The sequence below is a fragment of the Microbacterium sp. genome (assembly GCF_041641055.1).
Taxonomy (GTDB): domain Bacteria; phylum Actinomycetota; class Actinomycetes; order Actinomycetales; family Microbacteriaceae; genus Microbacterium.
The window spans coordinates 1-14,699 of sequence record NZ_JBEPZB010000018.1 but is presented as its reverse complement, the minus strand read 5'-3'; the positions used below and the strand labels follow the sequence as shown (position 1 = coordinate 14,699).

The window sequence follows — 14,699 nt, the reverse complement described above, 5'->3', positions numbered from 1 at the left end:
AGAATAGAAGGTCGGACGACGTGCTCGACCCTCTATCCAGCACTCGTCCTCCCTATTTGAGCTTCCGCCGGGTGTGCACCCCACTCTCCAGGCGACCGGTTCGTTTCCTTCCACACAATTCAGGAGAATCGTGGCTGTCAAGATTCGTCTCAAGCGCATGGGCAAGATCCGTGCGCCGTTCTACCGCATCGTCGTCGCCGACTCGAAGACCAAGCGCGATGGTCGCGTGATCGAGGAGATCGGCAAGTACCACCCCACCGAGGAGCCCTCGTTCATCGAGATCGACTCCGAGCGTGCGCAGTACTGGCTCTCCGTCGGCGCGCAGCCGACCGAGCAGGTCGCCGCCCTCCTCAAGATCACGGGCGACTGGGGCAAGTTCAAGGGTGACAAGGACGCCAAGTCCACGCTCAAGGTCAAGGAGCCCAAGGTTCCGTTCGAGATCGACGCGTCCAAGAAGTCCGTCGTGAAGCCGAAGGCGGAGAAGAAGGAGGCTCCCGCTGCGGAGGCTCCCGCCGCTGCCGATGCGGAGGCCGCTGAGGCTCCCGCCGCCGACGCAGAGTAATCCGTCGTGCTCGCCGCCGCGCTCGAACACATCGTCAAGGGGATCGTGGATCACCCGGAGGATGTGCGTATCAACGCCTCCACCTCGCCGCGAGGCGACCTCCTCGAGGTGCGTGTGCACCCCGACGACCGTGGACGCGTGATCGGGCGCGGCGGCCGCACGGCCAAGGCACTGCGCACGCTCATCGCCGCGCTGGCTGATGGGCGTCGCGTCCGCGTCGACGTCGCGGACGACTGACGTGGTGCCGAAAGACCGTAACCAGGGCAAGAACCAGCTGCGGGTAGGACGCCTCGTCAAGGCTCATGGCCTCAAGGGCGCGCTGAAGCTGGAGCTCTACACCGACAACCCGGAGCGTCGTTTCACGACGGGTGCCGAGTTCACGTTGCAGGTGCCGGAGGCATCTCCGTGGCACGGCAAGACGGTGGTCGTGCGGGAGTACCGCGTGATGAACGGCAATCCCGTCGTGTTCCTTCAGGACGTCGACGACCGGGACGCCGCCGAGACCCTCGTCCGCGCGATCCTGTGGATCGATCAGGACGTCGACGAGGTCGAGGACGACGCGTGGTTCGACCACCAGCTCGTCGGCCTCGACGTCGTGCGTGACGACGTGGTGGTCGGCAAGGTCGCCCGAGTCGATCATTTCCCCGCCCAGGATCTGCTCATCGTGCGGGCCGGAGAGAACGAGATCCTGGTCCCGTTCGTCAAGGCGATCGTCCCGACCGTGGACGTGAGCGGTGGTCGCGTCATCGTGACGCCTCCTCCCGGACTCTTCGAAGAGCTTCCCGACGCTTCGGAAGCGCCCGACGCGGGGGAGTCCTCGGACTCCGACGCCTCCGAGTGACCGCTGGTACGGTTCCTCCGTGCGCATCGACGTCCTCTCGATCTTCCCGTCGTACTTCGACGGGCTGACGCTCTCCCTGCTGGGCAAGGCTCGCAGCGCCGGCATCCTCGATCTGACGGTGCGAGACCTGCGGGACTGGACGTCGGACCGTCACCGCACGGTCGACGACACCCCGTACGGTGGGGGCGCCGGAATGGTGATGAAGCCGGAGCCGTGGGCACTCGCGCTCGACGAGCTGGCCGCACAGCCCGACGGTGCCGCCCGGCCTGACGGCGACGAGCGGAGCCGACCGACGATCATCTTCCCCTCGCCCGCCGGCGAGGTCTTCACCCAGGCCACGGCGCGCGACCTCAGCTCCCGTGAGCACCTGATCTTCGGGTGCGGCCGATACGAGGGCATCGACGAGCGTGTGTTCGAGTACGCCGCCGCCCTCGGCGAGGTGCGTCTGATCAGCCTCGGCGACTACGTCCTCAACGGAGGGGAGGTCGCGACGATGGCGATGATCGAGGCCATCGGGCGGCTGATTCCCGGCGTCGTAGGCAATCCGGAGAGCCTCGTCGAGGAGTCCCACGAAGACGGACTGCTGGAGTACCCGTCGTACACGAAGCCGTCGATGTGGCGAGAGCGTCCGGTGCCCGACGTCCTGCTGAGCGGCAACCACGCGGCGATCGCCGCCTGGCGCCGCGAACAGCAGCTCGAGCGCACGCGTCGTCGCCGTCCCGATCTGCTGCCGGGCGACGAGGTCTAGAGCATCGTCTCGACGCCGCGGTCGATATCGAATACGACGTCGTGCGGGTGGCGCAGGGCGAGGGCGGATCCGATGTCCAGTCCTCTGAGCTCCGCGCGGACCATCCGGCCGAGCATCTCGTGCGTCACGACCACCGGCGTCCCGCTCGCCGCCCACCCGCAGGCTGAGAGGGCGCGCCGCGCACGGGCCCTCGCCTGCGCGTAGCTCTCGCCACCGGGGAACGCCCACCCGTATCGATTGGCCGCCCTCTCCTCGCGAGCAGTGGGGAACCGCAGGTCGACCTCATCCCACGTCAGCCCCGCGAGGTCGCCGTGATGGAGGTCCGCGAGCTCGGCGACCTCGACGAGCTCCGCACCGAGATGGTCGGCGATGATCGCAGCAGTGCCCATCGCGCGCCCGAGCGGACTCGAGCAGACGGTCGTGATCGCGCGGCCGTCGAGGCGTCGCGCGATGGTCGTCGCCTGGCGGATGCCCTCCTCGGTGAGCGCGGAGTCCAGCTGACCCTGCAGGCGATGTTCCCGGTTCCACTGCGTCTGGCCGTGTCGGACCAGCAGCAGATGCTCCGGTACATGACGGTCCTGCGGGATCATGCCCCCAGGATGGCACAGCGGAGCCCGCACCGACCCGACTGACCCGGCGGAGCCACGAACGGCTGATAGCGTCTGAGCATGGTCGACGAGGTGCTGGCGAGGTCGTTCGAACGGATCGGTGCGGAGTACGACCGCTATCGTCCGGGTTTCCCCCCGGGGGCGGTTGAACTGATCGCGCCGGACCGGGTCGGCGCGATCCTCGACCTCGGCGCAGGGACCGGCAAGTTCACCGAATTGCTGACCGACCGTGCGGAACGCGTGGTCGCAGTCGAGCCGTCGGAGGCGATGCTCGGCGTCCTCCGGGCGAAGCTGACGACGGTGGAGGCGCTTCTCGGGAGCGCGGAGAGCATTCCGGTCGCAGATGCCGCGGTGGACGTCGTCTCGGTGGCACAGGCGTTCCATTGGTTCGATCGGATCCCAGCATGCGCGGAGATCGCGCGCGTGCTGAAGCCGGGTGGCCTGCTCGGCCTGATCTGGAACCACTCCGATCCGGCGTGCGGGTGGGACAGGGCTGCGCACCGGATCGCGCACCCGGCAGTGGGGGAGTCGGACGGCACCACGACGAGCGCAGCGGACGAGCTCCCCGGTTTCGACCACCTCGGCGCGACCCGGCTGCGGTGGACGGAGCGGATCGGCCGCGCGGACTACCTGAAGCGCTGGTCGACCGTGAGCACCTTCCTCGTCGCGGGCGACGACGAGCGGAACGCGATGATCGCAGAGATCGAGTCGGTGATGGACTCAGACCCGGAGACGCAGGGACGAGAGGCATTCGATCTGCCGATCGTCACCGACGTGTTCGTCTACCGGCGCGCATGAGGATCTGGTCGCTGCATCCTCGCTACCTCGACCGTCAGGGGCTCGTGGCCTGCTGGCGGGAGACGCTGCTGGCGCAGGCGGTGCTCGCCGGGCGCACCACAGGCTACGTGAACCATCCGCAGCTTCAGCGATTCCGGTCGGCACCCGATCCACTGGAGGCCGTCGGAGCGTATCTGCATGCCATCGCGGTGGAGGCCGAGGTGCGCGGCTACCGCTTCGACCGCGAGCGCATCGACAGGCGCGATGCGCGCGGCGAGGAGATGCTGTCCGTCACCACGGGGCAGCTCGCTGCGGAGTGGAGCCATCTCACGGCGAAGCTGACCGTTCGCAACCCCGATGTGCTCGCGCTCTGGGAGACCGTGACGGTGCCGGACCCGCATCCGCTCTTCCACGTCCTCGAGGGCCCGATCGCGTCCTGGGAACGGGCGACGCCGACGGGATGACGATCCCGCGTCAGTCGACGCCGAGGAACGAGCGATCGGTGAGGACGATCGGCCCGTCTGCCGTCACGGCCACGGTGTGCTCCGAGTGAGCGCCGCGGGAGCCGTCGACGCTGCGCAGCGTCCAGCCATCGGGATCAGTGACGAGCTCGTCGGTCGTCTGCAGCAGCCAGGGCTCGAGGGCGAAGACGAGGCCCTCGCGCAGCGGGAACCCTCGGCCGGCTCGGCCGTCGTTCGGAACGTGGGGGTCGCCGTGCATGATGCGCCCGACTCCGTGGCCGCCGAAGTCGGTGTTGATCGAGTACCCCTCGCCGTGCGAGACGGCGGCGATCGCGGCGGAGATGTCGCCGATCCGATTGCCGACGGTCGCGGCTGCGATGGCGGCATCGAGCGCGCGCTCTGTCGTCTCGATGATCCGGAGGTCCTCGTCGCGCGGCGTGCCGACGACGAAGGACACAGCGGAGTCGGCCACCCAGCCGTCGACCGAGACGGCGAAGTCGAGCGACACGAGATCACCGTCGCGCAGTGTGTAGTCGTGGGGGAGCCCGTGCAGGACGGCGTCGTTGATCGACGTGCAGATGACCTTCCCGAACGGGCTCGCGCCGAAGGAGGGGTGGTAGTCGATGTAGCAGGACTCGGCACCGGCCTTGCGGATCATGTCGTGCGCGCGGCGATCGATCGCCAGCAGGTTCGTGCCGACCTTCGTCTCATCTCGCAGCGTCGCCAGGGTCTCGGCCACGAAGCGACCGGCGGCGCGCATCTCGTCGATCTCGGCAGGGGTGCGCAGTTCGATCATCGGGGTGTCCTCTCGTCCCCTCCATTCTCCCCGATGCCGCAGCGGCTCGGCGTCCGCTCGGCATCGGCGCAAGCGGCGAAGTGCTCACAGCGAACACTCTGACCTGTCGCATCGCCGCGTCGTACGATCGATCACATGTGGTTGCGTCAGGCGTTCTTCCGGTGGTTGATCCCGGCGGCGTTCCTGCTGCCACTGTGGCTGCTGGTCGGCTGGGCAGTCTTCCAGGGCGGCTGGGCCATCCTCTGGGTGCTGTTCATCGCCATCCCCTCGGTGTTCGTCGGGCAGCTCCTGCTCACCCTGCTGACCCGCTCGCGCCCCTCGGTGCGCGCCGAACGTGCGGTCTCCTGGTGGGACGTCGGCGGTTTCGCGCTCTGGCACGCGCTGACCATCGCGGTCGGGTTCTTCCTCGACGAGGCTTTCGGATGGCTGCTCGCCGCCGCTGTCGTCGTGGGGATCGGTCTGGTCTGGCTCCAGCTGTGGCAGCTGTGGACCGAGGCGAAGGGCAGTGGAGCGCGGCTGCGCGAGACCATCTCCTGGTCGACGGTCCCGGGTGTGGACGAGTCACAGCCACCCACTCGCGCGCATGAGGTGATCGTCGTCCGCGAGAGCGACGCACGGGACTGATTACCGCGGGCGTCGCTCGGTTTTGGCGCGGTGGATCATCCGTGGCAGAATGGGTGTTTGTGCCGTGACCGGTTCTGCCCCAGGGGAACCCGCGGACGCTTCGGCGCCGTTCAGCACACACCTCCATCTTGTTCCTTCCTGAAATCATGCATCCGACCTGAGGCGAGTGCAGAGAGAGACGATCATGCAGATCCTCGACGCCGTCGACGCAGCATCCCTGCGCTCGGACGTTCCCGTCTTCCACCCCGGTGACACGGTCAACGTGCACGTCAACATCACCGAGGGCAGCCGCTCCCGTATCCAGGTCTTCAAGGGCGTCGTCATCGGCCGCCAGGGCGATGGTGTGCGCGAGACCTTCACCGTTCGCAAGATCAGCTTCCAGGTGGGCGTCGAGCGCACCTTCCCGGTGCACTCGCCGGTGATCGACCACATCGAGGTCGTCACCCGCGGTGACGTGCGTCGCGCGAAGCTGTACTACCTCCGCCAGCTGCGGGGCAAGAAGGCGAAGATCAAGGAGAAGCGCGACAACTGACGCGCAGGTTCTCCACAGCACCCCGGGACACGATGTCCCGGGGTGCTGTGTTCTCCCCGGGGTGTGCGACCCTTATTAGTGCCGTCTCCGAGCGGTGCGAGACTGTGAAGGAACCTTGATGACGACTGACTCCGCCGCCGCGTCCATGCCTCCGACGAAGCGGCGTCGAGGATTCCTCGTCTTCCTCCGGGATGTCCTCGTCATCATCGTGATCGCGGCGCTCGTCTCGTTCGTCGTGAAGACGTTCATCGTCCGGTCGTTCTACATCCCCTCGGCGTCGATGGAGCGCACGCTCCTCGTCGATGACCGCATCCTCGTCGACGAGCTGACGCCGCGATGGACCGGATACGAGCGCGGCGACATCGTCGTCTTCAAGGATCCGGGCGGATGGCTCGACGCGCAGCCGCAGCCCCCGGCCCAGCCGCCCCTGATCCAGGCGGTCGACTGGGTGCTGACGGTCGTCGGGATCTCGGCGACAGACTCGCAGGACCACCTCGTCAAACGCGTGATCGGGCTCCCCGGCGACCATGTCGTATGCTGCAACGCGCTCGGTCAGATCACCGTCAACGATGCTCCGATCGATGAGCTCGACTACCTCAACCTGCCCGCAGGCGACACCGCGGCGTCGAACGACCCGTTCGACGTGGTCGTGCCGGAGGGCTCGCTGTGGTTGATGGGCGACAACCGTGATCGCTCACGCGACTCCCGAGCACACCAGGACCTTCCCAGCGGTGGCTTCGTACCGCTGGAGAACGTGGTCGGGAAGGCGTTCCTCACCACCTGGCCCTTCGATCGCATGGGGACCATCGACGGTCACCACGACAGCTTCAACGGCGTACCGGATCCGAAATGACCGTCGTCGCACCCAAGCTGACACTGGAGCGGCGTCTCCTCGGGGAGTGCGACCTCATCATCTCCCTCGACGAGGTCGGTCGTGGCGCGCTGGCCGGTCCGGTCGCCGTCGGCGCGGCGGTGATGGATGCCGCAGGCGCACGGCGCCGCGTACCGGAGGGGCTGAGGGACTCCAAGCTCGTCACCGAGCGGCGCCGACCCGAGGTGGCCGCACGAGCGGCGTCCTGGGTGCAGGCCTCCGGTGTCGGGTGGGCCAGTGCGGCGGAGGTCGATGAGGTCGGCATCATGCGCGCACTCGGTCTCGCGGCATCCCGCGCCGTGCTGAGCGTGGTCGAGCAGGGAGTCTCGACCGCGGGTGCCCTCGTGCTGCTCGACGGCAATCACGATTACGTCTCGGCCGTCCATCCGGCACCTCTGCGGGTCCGACCGGTGATCAAGGCCGACCGCGACTGCGCCTCGGTGTCGGCGGCCTCCGTGATCGCCAAGGTCGCCCGCGACGCGTACATGGGCGACCTCCATGAGGGACATCCCGACTACCAGTGGAACCGCAACAAGGGGTACGCGAGCCTCGAGCACCGTGACGCGATCCGCAGTCTCGGGCTCTCGCCCCATCATCGTTCCTCATGGGCGATCGCCGATGTGCCCACGCTGTTCTGAAGCTCCGTGCGGCATCCGCCCGCGGCCGACTCTAGGATGGAGTCATCATGGATGAGGAAGCCTTCGACGATTACGACCGCGAGCTCGAGCTCGCGTTGTTCCGCGAGTATCGCGATGTCGTCCTGCAGTTCCAGTACGTCGTCGAGACCGAGCGCCGGTTCTACCTGGCGAACGAGGTCAACGTCGTGCGCCGCGACACCGAGCACGACTTCTACTTCGAGATCTCGATGACGGACGTCTGGGTGTGGGACATCTACCGCGCCGACCGCTTCGTCAAGGCTGTTCGTGTGCTCACGTTCAAGGACGTGAACGTCGAGGAGCTCCAGCGTCGCGAGTTCGAACTGCCGCAGGAGCTCTCGCTCGACGGGGAGTGACCCGTTCTGCACCGTTCGGCGGTCTGACGGACTCTCCACTCCCTCCGGAGGACCCCGCCGTTCCCCGCCTGCAGCGCCGTCGTCGTCGGCGAGGCTGTGCGAATGGCAGCGAAAGACGATCTCGGCAGAGCCGGTGAAGACCGGGCGGCGCGGTACCTGACCGACTCGGGGTACGAGGTGCTCGACCGCAATTGGCGGTGCGCGCAGGGCGAACTCGACATCGTCGCGCGCCGCGGCGGCTGGCTCGCGGTGGTCGAGGTGAAGACGAGAAGGTCGCTGGCGTACGGTCATCCTCTCGAAGCAGTGGACGCCCGCAAGCGTCGGCGCCTGTGGCAGCTCGCCCATGCCTGGGCACTCGACAACGGCGGTCGGATCCACGGGCTGAGGATCCGCATCGATGTCATCGGCATCGTCGGGACGGATCCCGCCGTCGGCCAGCTCGAGCACCTCGAGAACCTGTCGTGAGCACGGCGCGTACCTGGGCTGTCGCGCTCACCGGGGTCGACGGGCACCTCGTCGAGGTCGAGGCCGATCTCTCCAACCAGACACCCGACTTCAGGATCATCGGGCTCCCGGACAAGTCGCTCGGAGAAGCCGTGCAGCGCGTGCACAACGCCTGCAAGAACACCGGGCTGGATCTCCCGCGGCGGCGATTGACCGTCAACCTCTCACCGGCGAGTCTGCCCAAGCAGGGCTCGGCGTTCGACCTGAGCATCGCTGTCGCGGCCCTCGCCGCCGGCGGCTCCCTGGCGTCCCGGTCGATCACCCGCACCGTGCACATCGGAGAGCTCGGACTCGACGGACGACTCCGGCCCGTTCCCGGAGTCCTGCCCTCCGTGTTCGCGGCGGCGCGGGCGGGGTTCGAGGTGGTGGTCGTGCCGCAGGCGAATGCGGCGGAGGCACGCCTCGTGCCAGGGATCGACGTGCGTCCCGCCGCGACGCTCTCGCAGGTGGCGGTGTGGCACGGCGCCGACGTGGAGGTGCAGGAGGTGGACGCTGTCGCAGTCCCACCCGTGAGTCCTGCGCCGACGGAGACGCTCGACCTGTCCGACGTCGTGGGGCAGGAGGATGCGGTGCAGGCTCTCATCGTGGCCGCTGCCGGCGGTCACCACATGCTGCTCAGTGGTCCGCCGGGTGCGGGCAAGACCATGCTCGCTCGGCGGTTGGCCGGCATACTCCCGAGGCTCACGGATGATGAGGCGCTCGAGGTCGCGTCGATCCGCTCACTGTCGGGTGAATCGGTGCACAGCCTGGGCGCGATGCCGCCGACGGAGTCGCCGCATCACAGCGCCTCCATCGCAGCCCTCGTCGGTGGAGGATCCCGGCTCGTGCGCCCCGGCGCCATCTCTCGAGCCCACCGTGGCGTGCTGTTCCTCGACGAGGGCGCGGAGTTCTCGCGAGCGGCGCTCGATTCGCTCCGGCAGCCGCTCGAGTCCGGTGTGATCGAGGTGAGTCGCTCCGGGATGACGGCGCTGTTCCCCGCCCGCTTCCAGCTCATCGTCGCGCTCAATCCGTGCCCGTGTGGGAACTACGGCGTGAGGGGAGCCGAGTGCAGCTGTCCGTCCCTCGCGATACGCAGGTATGCGACGAGACTGTCCGGTCCGCTCCGTGACCGGATCGACATCGCGTTGCAGGTGGCCAGAGTCTCCGCGTCACGTGCCATGAGCGGCTCCTCCACGTCGATGACCACCGCTCGCGCACAGGAGCAGGTCGTCGCGGCGCGCGCTCGGGCGACTGAACGCTGGCGTGGGACCCCGTGGCGTCGTAACGGCGACGTGCCGGGGACACGCCTCCGCCAGCAGGATGTGCGGCTGCCGGTCGAGGCTCGCTCACCGCTCGACCGGGCACTCGAGCGCGGCGCACTCACATTGCGCGGCTATGACCGTGTGCTCAGACTCGCATGGACCATGGCGGACCTCGCGGGTGTCGACAGCCCCGGGCGGGATGAGGTCGGACGCGCGTTGTTCCTCAGGAGAGGGTTCGCATCGTGATCGAGCTGCTCCGCTCGGATGCGACCGTGCGATCGGCGCTGGACGCGACCCGCGACACGGTGGATCTCGACGCCGACCTCGCTCGGGTCGTCTGGTCGGTGCTCGCCGAGCCGGGCGACGGGGTTGCTGGTTCACTGATCGCGGAGCTCGGCGTGGTCGACGCGCTCAGCGTCGCGTGTGATCCGCGCGACGGTGGCCTTGTCGCGTCGAATCGTGCAGTGTCGGAAGGTCGATCCCGATGGGGCACGCGTGCCGATCCTCGCCGTGTGATCGACGCGATCAGCGCGGCGCGAGATGTCGGTGCGCGCCTGGTGCTCCCCGGCGATCGGGAATGGCCTCCGGCGATCGACGATCTCGGTGTGCACGCGCCCACCCTGCTCTGGGTCCGTGGCGACCGCGCCCTGCTCAGCGCGGAGCCGCGCGTCGCCATCGTCGGGGCGCGGGCCGCGAGCGGGTACGGGGAGATGCTGGCCGCGGACTTCGCGGGTGACCTGGCGGCCGGCGGCGCTGTCATCGTGTCAGGAGGCGCATATGGGATCGACGGAGCCGCTCACCGGGCCGCACTGAGCGTGGAGGGCAAGACCATCGCCTTCCTGGCCGGCGGGGTCGATCGCGCCTATCCGCAGGGGCACCAGCACCTGCTGCGCCGGATCGCCGACACCGGTGCGGTGGTGAGCGAGGTGCCGTGCGGCACGGCTCCGACCAAGTGGCGCTTCCTCTCGCGCAACAGACTGATCGCCGCTCTGAGTCAGGCGACGGTCGTCGTCGAGGCCGGGTGGCGAAGCGGGTCGCTCAACACCGCCGGGCACGCCGCGGCGCTGGGGAGACCCCTCGGCGCTGTCCCGGGGCCGGTGACCTCGGCCGCCTCGGCGGGCTGTCACCGTCTGCTGCGCGAGTACGATGCCCGGTGCGTGACCACGTCCGCCGAGATCCGAGAGCTGTGGGGCGTGGTCGGCGGCGCGGCGGACGCAGCGCCTCGACCCGACGCCGATCAGGTACGCCTCGGGGACGCGTTGAGCGTCCGCGCGTCGTTCAGCGTGGTCGAGCTCTCTCGGCGTTCAGGTCTCGCGCCGGAGCGGATCAGCTCGCTGCTCGGAATCTGGGAGCTGGAGGGACGAGTCCGTCGCGACGAAAGAGGATGGCGGCGCGAGTCTGACACCGATACGCGGAGGTGAGAGCGCGATGTGCGGGGGCAGAGGTGCGAGCGTCGAACGTCTTCGAGCCTTGTGGACAAGCGTCGTGTCCGATGCGTGGTGTTGAGCGGGGTGGCGGCTACTGGCGCGGCGCGGCTGACCGGGTGGGATGCAGCGCTCCGGCATGCTGGACCCATGGAGTTCGCGGCAGCCGTCGAGGCGTTCGCCGAGCATCTGGAGAAGGTGCGTCGGCTGTCCACGGCGACCGTGCGCGCGTACCGATCCGACTTGCGGGACCTGGCCGGAACGGTGCGCGATCTTCCGCTGGAGGACATCGGCCTCGAGACGCTGCGGGATTGGCTGTGGCAGGCGACGCAGAGGGGCGACGCTCGCTCGACCCTCGCGCGACGCGCAGCGGCCGCCCGATCGTTCTTCAGCTGGGTCCAGGAGCAGGGGTTCATCGCGCATGATCCCAGCCTGCGCCTCGTCGCTCCCAAACGAGGGCGCACCCTTCCCGTCGTCGCCTCCCAGGACGCGATGTCGACACTTCTCGAGACGCAGAGGCAGGCCGCGTCCGGCGGTGAACCGGGTGCTCTGCGTGACCATGCGATCCTCGAGCTGCTGTACGGCGCAGGGATCCGCGTCTCCGAGCTGTGCGGACTCGATATCGACGACGTGGACCTCGACCGCGGTACCGCTCGCGTGCTCGGCAAAGGCTCGAAGGAGCGGGTGGTGCCGTTCGGGGCGCCGGCGCGAGATGCGGTCGGCGCCTACCTCACACGCGGACGCCCGGCCCTCGCCGCGCGAGCGGAGCGGCCAGCGCCGGCACTCTTCCTGGGCAACCGCGGAGGCCGGATCGGCCCGCGAGCGGTGTACACCCTCGTCGCCGAGGTCCTGGCCCCATTCGTCGGAGCGGAGACCGTCGGGCCGCACGCTCTGCGGCACACTGCGGCGACGCACCTCCTCGACGGCGGTGCAGATCTGCGAGCAGTGCAGGAGATCCTCGGCCATGCCAGCCTCGGCACGACCCAGATCTACACGCACGTCTCGGCCGAGCGGCTCACCGCCACCTACCGTCTCGCGCACCCGCGCGCCTGACCCCGCGGCCTCCCCGATCCCTGTACCTGCCGGTGCACCGCGTTCACAGCGACACGGTGCTCACCTCGGGCACGGCGCTCACCTCGGGCACGGCGCTCACCTCGGGCATCCCGTCACAGCGGTGCACAGCAGGGGAGCAGCACTGCTCGACGCGTCTCCCCGAACAGGAGAAGAGGATTGATGTAGTGCCCGTCGAGGCGGACTCCCAGATGGATCGTCCCCGGAGCCGCATGCCCGCCCGCCGCGACCCGCCCGATCTCGTCTCCCGCCGACACGGAGTCGCCCGGAGCGAGCGCGGACTCCAGCGGCTCGAACGTGGAGACCGTTCCGCCGGCATGCTCGATCGTGAGGAGAGGGCGATCGACGACCGTTCCGCGAAAGGCGACGGTTCCCTCAGCCGGTGCGCGGACCGCCGCACCCGCCGTGGTGGCGAGGTCGACGCCACGGTGCCCCGCGCCGTACTCGTGTGCGGGGGCCCGGTACGCCGCCACCACCGCCCGCGTCCCATCGAGCGGCCAGCGCCACAGCACGCGATGCGCTCTGCTGCCGACGGGCGCCGCGGAGCGGGCGGTCGCCGGCGATGGGTCCCTCGGCACGGCAGCGGTGGACCCCGCGGCAGGCGTGATCGCTCCGGCGGAATGGACCGAGCCACCGGGAACCGTCACGAGCACGACACTCAGCACGAGTGAGCCCGCGAACAAGCGGGCCGGGATCGAGCGCACACGGATCTTCATTCCGCGATCCTCCTCCGGCGCAGCACGGGGCCGAGCGGGGGAGGGCGCTCGACCGCAGGGGCCGTGCAGAACCCGCGCCCACCACTCTCGGTGCAGGGACAGTACGGCCGCGGCATCCTGTATGCTGAGAGAGCACCTCGATCTCGGGGTGACTACGCGTGCCCAGAGCGACTTCGGTCGTGGCATCCACTCCCACAGGTCCTGCTTCAGAGCGGGTGGGGTGTGCGCCGGGCACCAGGGAGTTCGATCGTCCGATCGACTTGACAACCTCAACGGCGCACAACCGCGTCAGAACAAGGAGATGACCATGGCTGTGGTCACCATTCGCCAGCTGCTCGACAGCGGCGTCCACTTCGGACACCAGACCCGTCGGTGGAACCCGAAGGTCAAGCGCTTCATCCTGACCGAGCGCAGCGGCATCCACATCATCGACCTGCAGCAGTCGCTCGGCTACATCGACAAGGCCTACGACTTCGTCAAGGAGACCGTCGCCCACGGTGGCACCATTCTCTTCGTCGGCACCAAGAAGCAGGCCCAGGAGATCCTCGCCGAGCAGGCGACGCGCGTGGGTCAGCCCTACGTCAACCAGCGCTGGCTCGGTGGACTCCTCACCAACTTCTCCACCATCGCGAAGCGTCTCGCTCGCATGAAGGAGCTCGAGGAGCTCGACTACGAGAACCCGGCTGCTTCCGGCTTCACCAAGAAGGAGCTCCTGCTCAAGAAGCGCGAGCTCGACAAGCTGCACAAGTCGCTCGGTGGTATCCGCAACCTCACCAAGACGCCGTCCGCCCTCTGGGTCGTCGACGCCAAGCGTGAGCACCTCGCGATCGACGAGGCCAAGAAGCTCGGCATCCCGGTGATCGGCATCCTCGACACCAACGCCGACCCGGACGACTTCCAGTACCCGATCCCCGGCAACGACGACGCGATCCGCTCCGTCTCGCTGCTCACCCGCATCGTCGCCGACGCCGCGGCCGAGGGCCTCCAGCAGAAGCACAACCCGGAGACGGGCGACGCCGAGCCGCTGGCCGACTGGGAGAAGGAGCTTCTCGAGGCCCCCGTCCAGGAGTCCGCTGACGCCGCCGCCGTCGAGACCGCTGCCGACGAGGCTGCTGTCGTCGAGACGCCTGCTGCTGACGAGACCGCCGCTGACGAGGCCGGCGCCGAGGCGCACGACGAGGCGATCGCTGACGCTTCCGGTGAGGAGACCTCTGAGGTCGCCGCCGAGGCAGCAGACGCCAAGTAATTCCGCGACCACCACACACATCACGAAGCAAGGAGCCACCACACATGGCCAACTTCACCATCGCCGACCTCAAGGCGCTGCGTGAGCAGCTCGGCACGGGAATGGTCGACACCAAGAAGGCGCTCGAGGAGGCTGACGGAGACGTCGAGAAGGCCACCGAGATCCTGCGCCTGAAGGGTGCCAAGGGCAACGCCAAGCGCGCTGACCGTTCCACGAGCGAGGGACTCATCGTCGCTCGTGAGAACGACTCGACCGTGACGCTCATCGAGCTCGCCTGCGAGACCGACTTCGTCGCGAAGAACGAGCGCTTCATCGCGCTGGCCGACAAGGTCGCCGACGCTGTCGCAGCGGTCAAGGCTGACTCGGTCGAGGCCGGCCTCGCCGCTCAGGCGGGCGACAAGAGCGTCGAGCAGGTCATCTCGGAAGAGGCCGCGATCATCGGCGAGAAGGTCGAACTGCGTCGCGTGCGCACGATCGCCGGCGACAACGTCGAGGTCTACCTGCACCGCACGAGCAAGGACCTGCCGCCGCAGATCGGTGTCGTCGTCGCCTACACGGGTGACAACGCCGAGACCGCTCGCAGCATCGCGCAGCACATCTCGTTCGCGAACCCGTCGTACCTGTCCCGCGAGGACGTCCCGGCTGACGCCGTGGAGAAGGAGCGC

The 14,699-nt window shown here is 68.6% G+C and carries 20 protein-coding genes; 17 read left to right on the top strand and 3 right to left on the bottom strand.

What is annotated here, in order from left to right:
- The first annotated feature begins 130 nt into the window (after positions 1-130).
- From rpsP to trmD, 4 genes are read left to right on the top strand one after another with little or no spacing between them, the layout of a single operon-like run.
- A complete protein-coding gene (gene rpsP / locus ACESK8_RS12055; protein ID WP_060925853.1) occupies positions 131-562 on the top strand; it encodes a 30S ribosomal protein S16 in 432 nt (143 codons plus the stop codon).
- 6 nt (positions 563-568) lie between these two features.
- Positions 569-799, top strand: coding sequence for an RNA-binding protein (locus ACESK8_RS12050; protein WP_217183775.1), 231 nt, complete (start codon positions 569-571; stop codon positions 797-799).
- A 1-nt stretch (position 800) separates the two neighbouring features.
- The gene (rimM, locus tag ACESK8_RS12045) at positions 801-1,403 is read left to right on the top strand and encodes a ribosome maturation factor RimM (RefSeq protein ID WP_372968824.1); all 603 of its coding nucleotides are present in this window, start codon (positions 801-803) and stop codon (positions 1,401-1,403) included.
- Between the two features lie 19 nt (positions 1,404-1,422).
- Entirely contained in the window at positions 1,423-2,151 is a 729-nt protein-coding gene (trmD, locus tag ACESK8_RS12040) for a tRNA (guanosine(37)-N1)-methyltransferase TrmD (protein WP_372968823.1), read from the top strand.
- Here the strand turns inward: trmD and ACESK8_RS12035 are convergent.
- Positions 2,148-2,741 carry a histidine phosphatase family protein gene (locus ACESK8_RS12035; protein WP_372968822.1) on the bottom strand — a complete coding sequence of 198 codons (594 nt, stop codon included), beginning with the start codon at positions 2,739-2,741 and terminating at the stop codon, positions 2,148-2,150. The genes trmD and ACESK8_RS12035 overlap by 4 nt on opposite strands.
- Positions 2,742-2,819: 78 nt before the next feature.
- On the opposite strand from ACESK8_RS12035, the gene ACESK8_RS12030 reads away from it, so the two are divergent.
- Positions 2,820-3,557, top strand: a complete 738-nt coding sequence (locus ACESK8_RS12030) for a class I SAM-dependent methyltransferase (RefSeq protein ID WP_372968821.1) — start codon at positions 2,820-2,822, stop codon at positions 3,555-3,557.
- On the top strand, positions 3,554-4,000 hold the full coding sequence (locus tag ACESK8_RS12025) for a pyrimidine dimer DNA glycosylase/endonuclease V (RefSeq protein ID WP_372968820.1): 447 nt from the start codon (positions 3,554-3,556) through the stop codon (positions 3,998-4,000). Before ACESK8_RS12030 ends, ACESK8_RS12025 begins: the two co-directional genes overlap by 4 nt.
- Positions 4,001-4,010: 10 nt before the next feature.
- Here the strand turns inward: ACESK8_RS12025 and map are convergent, their stop codons facing one another.
- Positions 4,011-4,793 carry a type I methionyl aminopeptidase gene (map, locus tag ACESK8_RS12020; protein WP_372968819.1) on the bottom strand — a complete coding sequence of 261 codons (783 nt, stop codon included), beginning with the start codon at positions 4,791-4,793 and terminating at the stop codon, positions 4,011-4,013.
- A 135-nt stretch (positions 4,794-4,928) separates the two neighbouring features.
- On the opposite strand from map, the gene ACESK8_RS12015 reads away from it, so the two are divergent.
- The 9 genes from ACESK8_RS12015 (at position 4,929) to ACESK8_RS11975 (ending at position 12,054) form a co-directional block, all read left to right on the top strand.
- Entirely contained in the window at positions 4,929-5,417 is a 489-nt protein-coding gene (locus tag ACESK8_RS12015; protein WP_372968818.1) for an MFS transporter permease, read from the top strand.
- Positions 5,418-5,601: 184 nt separating this feature from the next.
- On the top strand, positions 5,602-5,949 hold the full coding sequence (rplS, locus tag ACESK8_RS12010) for a 50S ribosomal protein L19 (protein WP_050721068.1): 348 nt from the start codon (positions 5,602-5,604) through the stop codon (positions 5,947-5,949).
- 118 nt (positions 5,950-6,067) lie between these two features.
- The gene (gene lepB, locus ACESK8_RS12005) at positions 6,068-6,802 is read left to right on the top strand and encodes a signal peptidase I (protein ID WP_372968817.1); all 735 of its coding nucleotides are present in this window, start codon (positions 6,068-6,070) and stop codon (positions 6,800-6,802) included.
- On the top strand, positions 6,799-7,458 hold the full coding sequence (locus tag ACESK8_RS12000) for a ribonuclease HII (protein WP_372968816.1): 660 nt from the start codon (positions 6,799-6,801) through the stop codon (positions 7,456-7,458). The genes lepB and ACESK8_RS12000 overlap by 4 nt, the downstream gene beginning before the upstream one ends.
- 47 nt (positions 7,459-7,505) lie before the next feature.
- The gene (locus ACESK8_RS11995; RefSeq protein WP_060925864.1) at positions 7,506-7,832 is read left to right on the top strand and encodes a DUF2469 family protein; all 327 of its coding nucleotides are present in this window, start codon (positions 7,506-7,508) and stop codon (positions 7,830-7,832) included.
- A gap of 102 nt (positions 7,833-7,934) precedes the next feature.
- The gene (locus ACESK8_RS11990; RefSeq protein ID WP_372968815.1) at positions 7,935-8,297 is read left to right on the top strand and encodes a YraN family protein; all 363 of its coding nucleotides are present in this window, start codon (positions 7,935-7,937) and stop codon (positions 8,295-8,297) included.
- On the top strand, positions 8,294-9,823 hold the full coding sequence (locus ACESK8_RS11985) for a YifB family Mg chelatase-like AAA ATPase (protein ID WP_372968814.1): 1,530 nt from the start codon (positions 8,294-8,296) through the stop codon (positions 9,821-9,823). Before ACESK8_RS11990 ends, ACESK8_RS11985 begins: the two co-directional genes overlap by 4 nt.
- The gene (dprA, locus tag ACESK8_RS11980) at positions 9,820-10,998 is read left to right on the top strand and encodes a DNA-processing protein DprA (RefSeq protein WP_372968813.1); all 1,179 of its coding nucleotides are present in this window, start codon (positions 9,820-9,822) and stop codon (positions 10,996-10,998) included. The genes ACESK8_RS11985 and dprA overlap by 4 nt, the downstream gene beginning before the upstream one ends.
- Before the next feature lie 153 nt (positions 10,999-11,151).
- Complete coding sequence (locus tag ACESK8_RS11975) at positions 11,152-12,054, top strand: tyrosine recombinase XerC (RefSeq protein WP_372968812.1); 903 nt, start codon at positions 11,152-11,154, stop codon at positions 12,052-12,054.
- A gap of 113 nt (positions 12,055-12,167) precedes the next feature.
- Here ACESK8_RS11975 and ACESK8_RS11970 read toward each other — a convergent pair whose 3' ends face one another.
- The gene (locus tag ACESK8_RS11970; protein ID WP_372968811.1) at positions 12,168-12,788 is read right to left on the bottom strand and encodes a murein hydrolase activator EnvC; all 621 of its coding nucleotides are present in this window, start codon (positions 12,786-12,788) and stop codon (positions 12,168-12,170) included.
- Between the two features lie 307 nt (positions 12,789-13,095).
- Here ACESK8_RS11970 and rpsB point away from each other — a divergent pair, with 307 nt between their 5' ends.
- Positions 13,096-14,034, top strand: coding sequence for a 30S ribosomal protein S2 (gene rpsB / locus ACESK8_RS11965; RefSeq protein WP_372968810.1), 939 nt, complete (start codon positions 13,096-13,098; stop codon positions 14,032-14,034).
- 44 nt (positions 14,035-14,078) lie between these two features.
- Positions 14,079-14,699, top strand: a 621-nt coding sequence (gene tsf / locus ACESK8_RS11960; protein WP_372968809.1) for a translation elongation factor Ts, incomplete at its 3' end; no start/stop codon positions are given.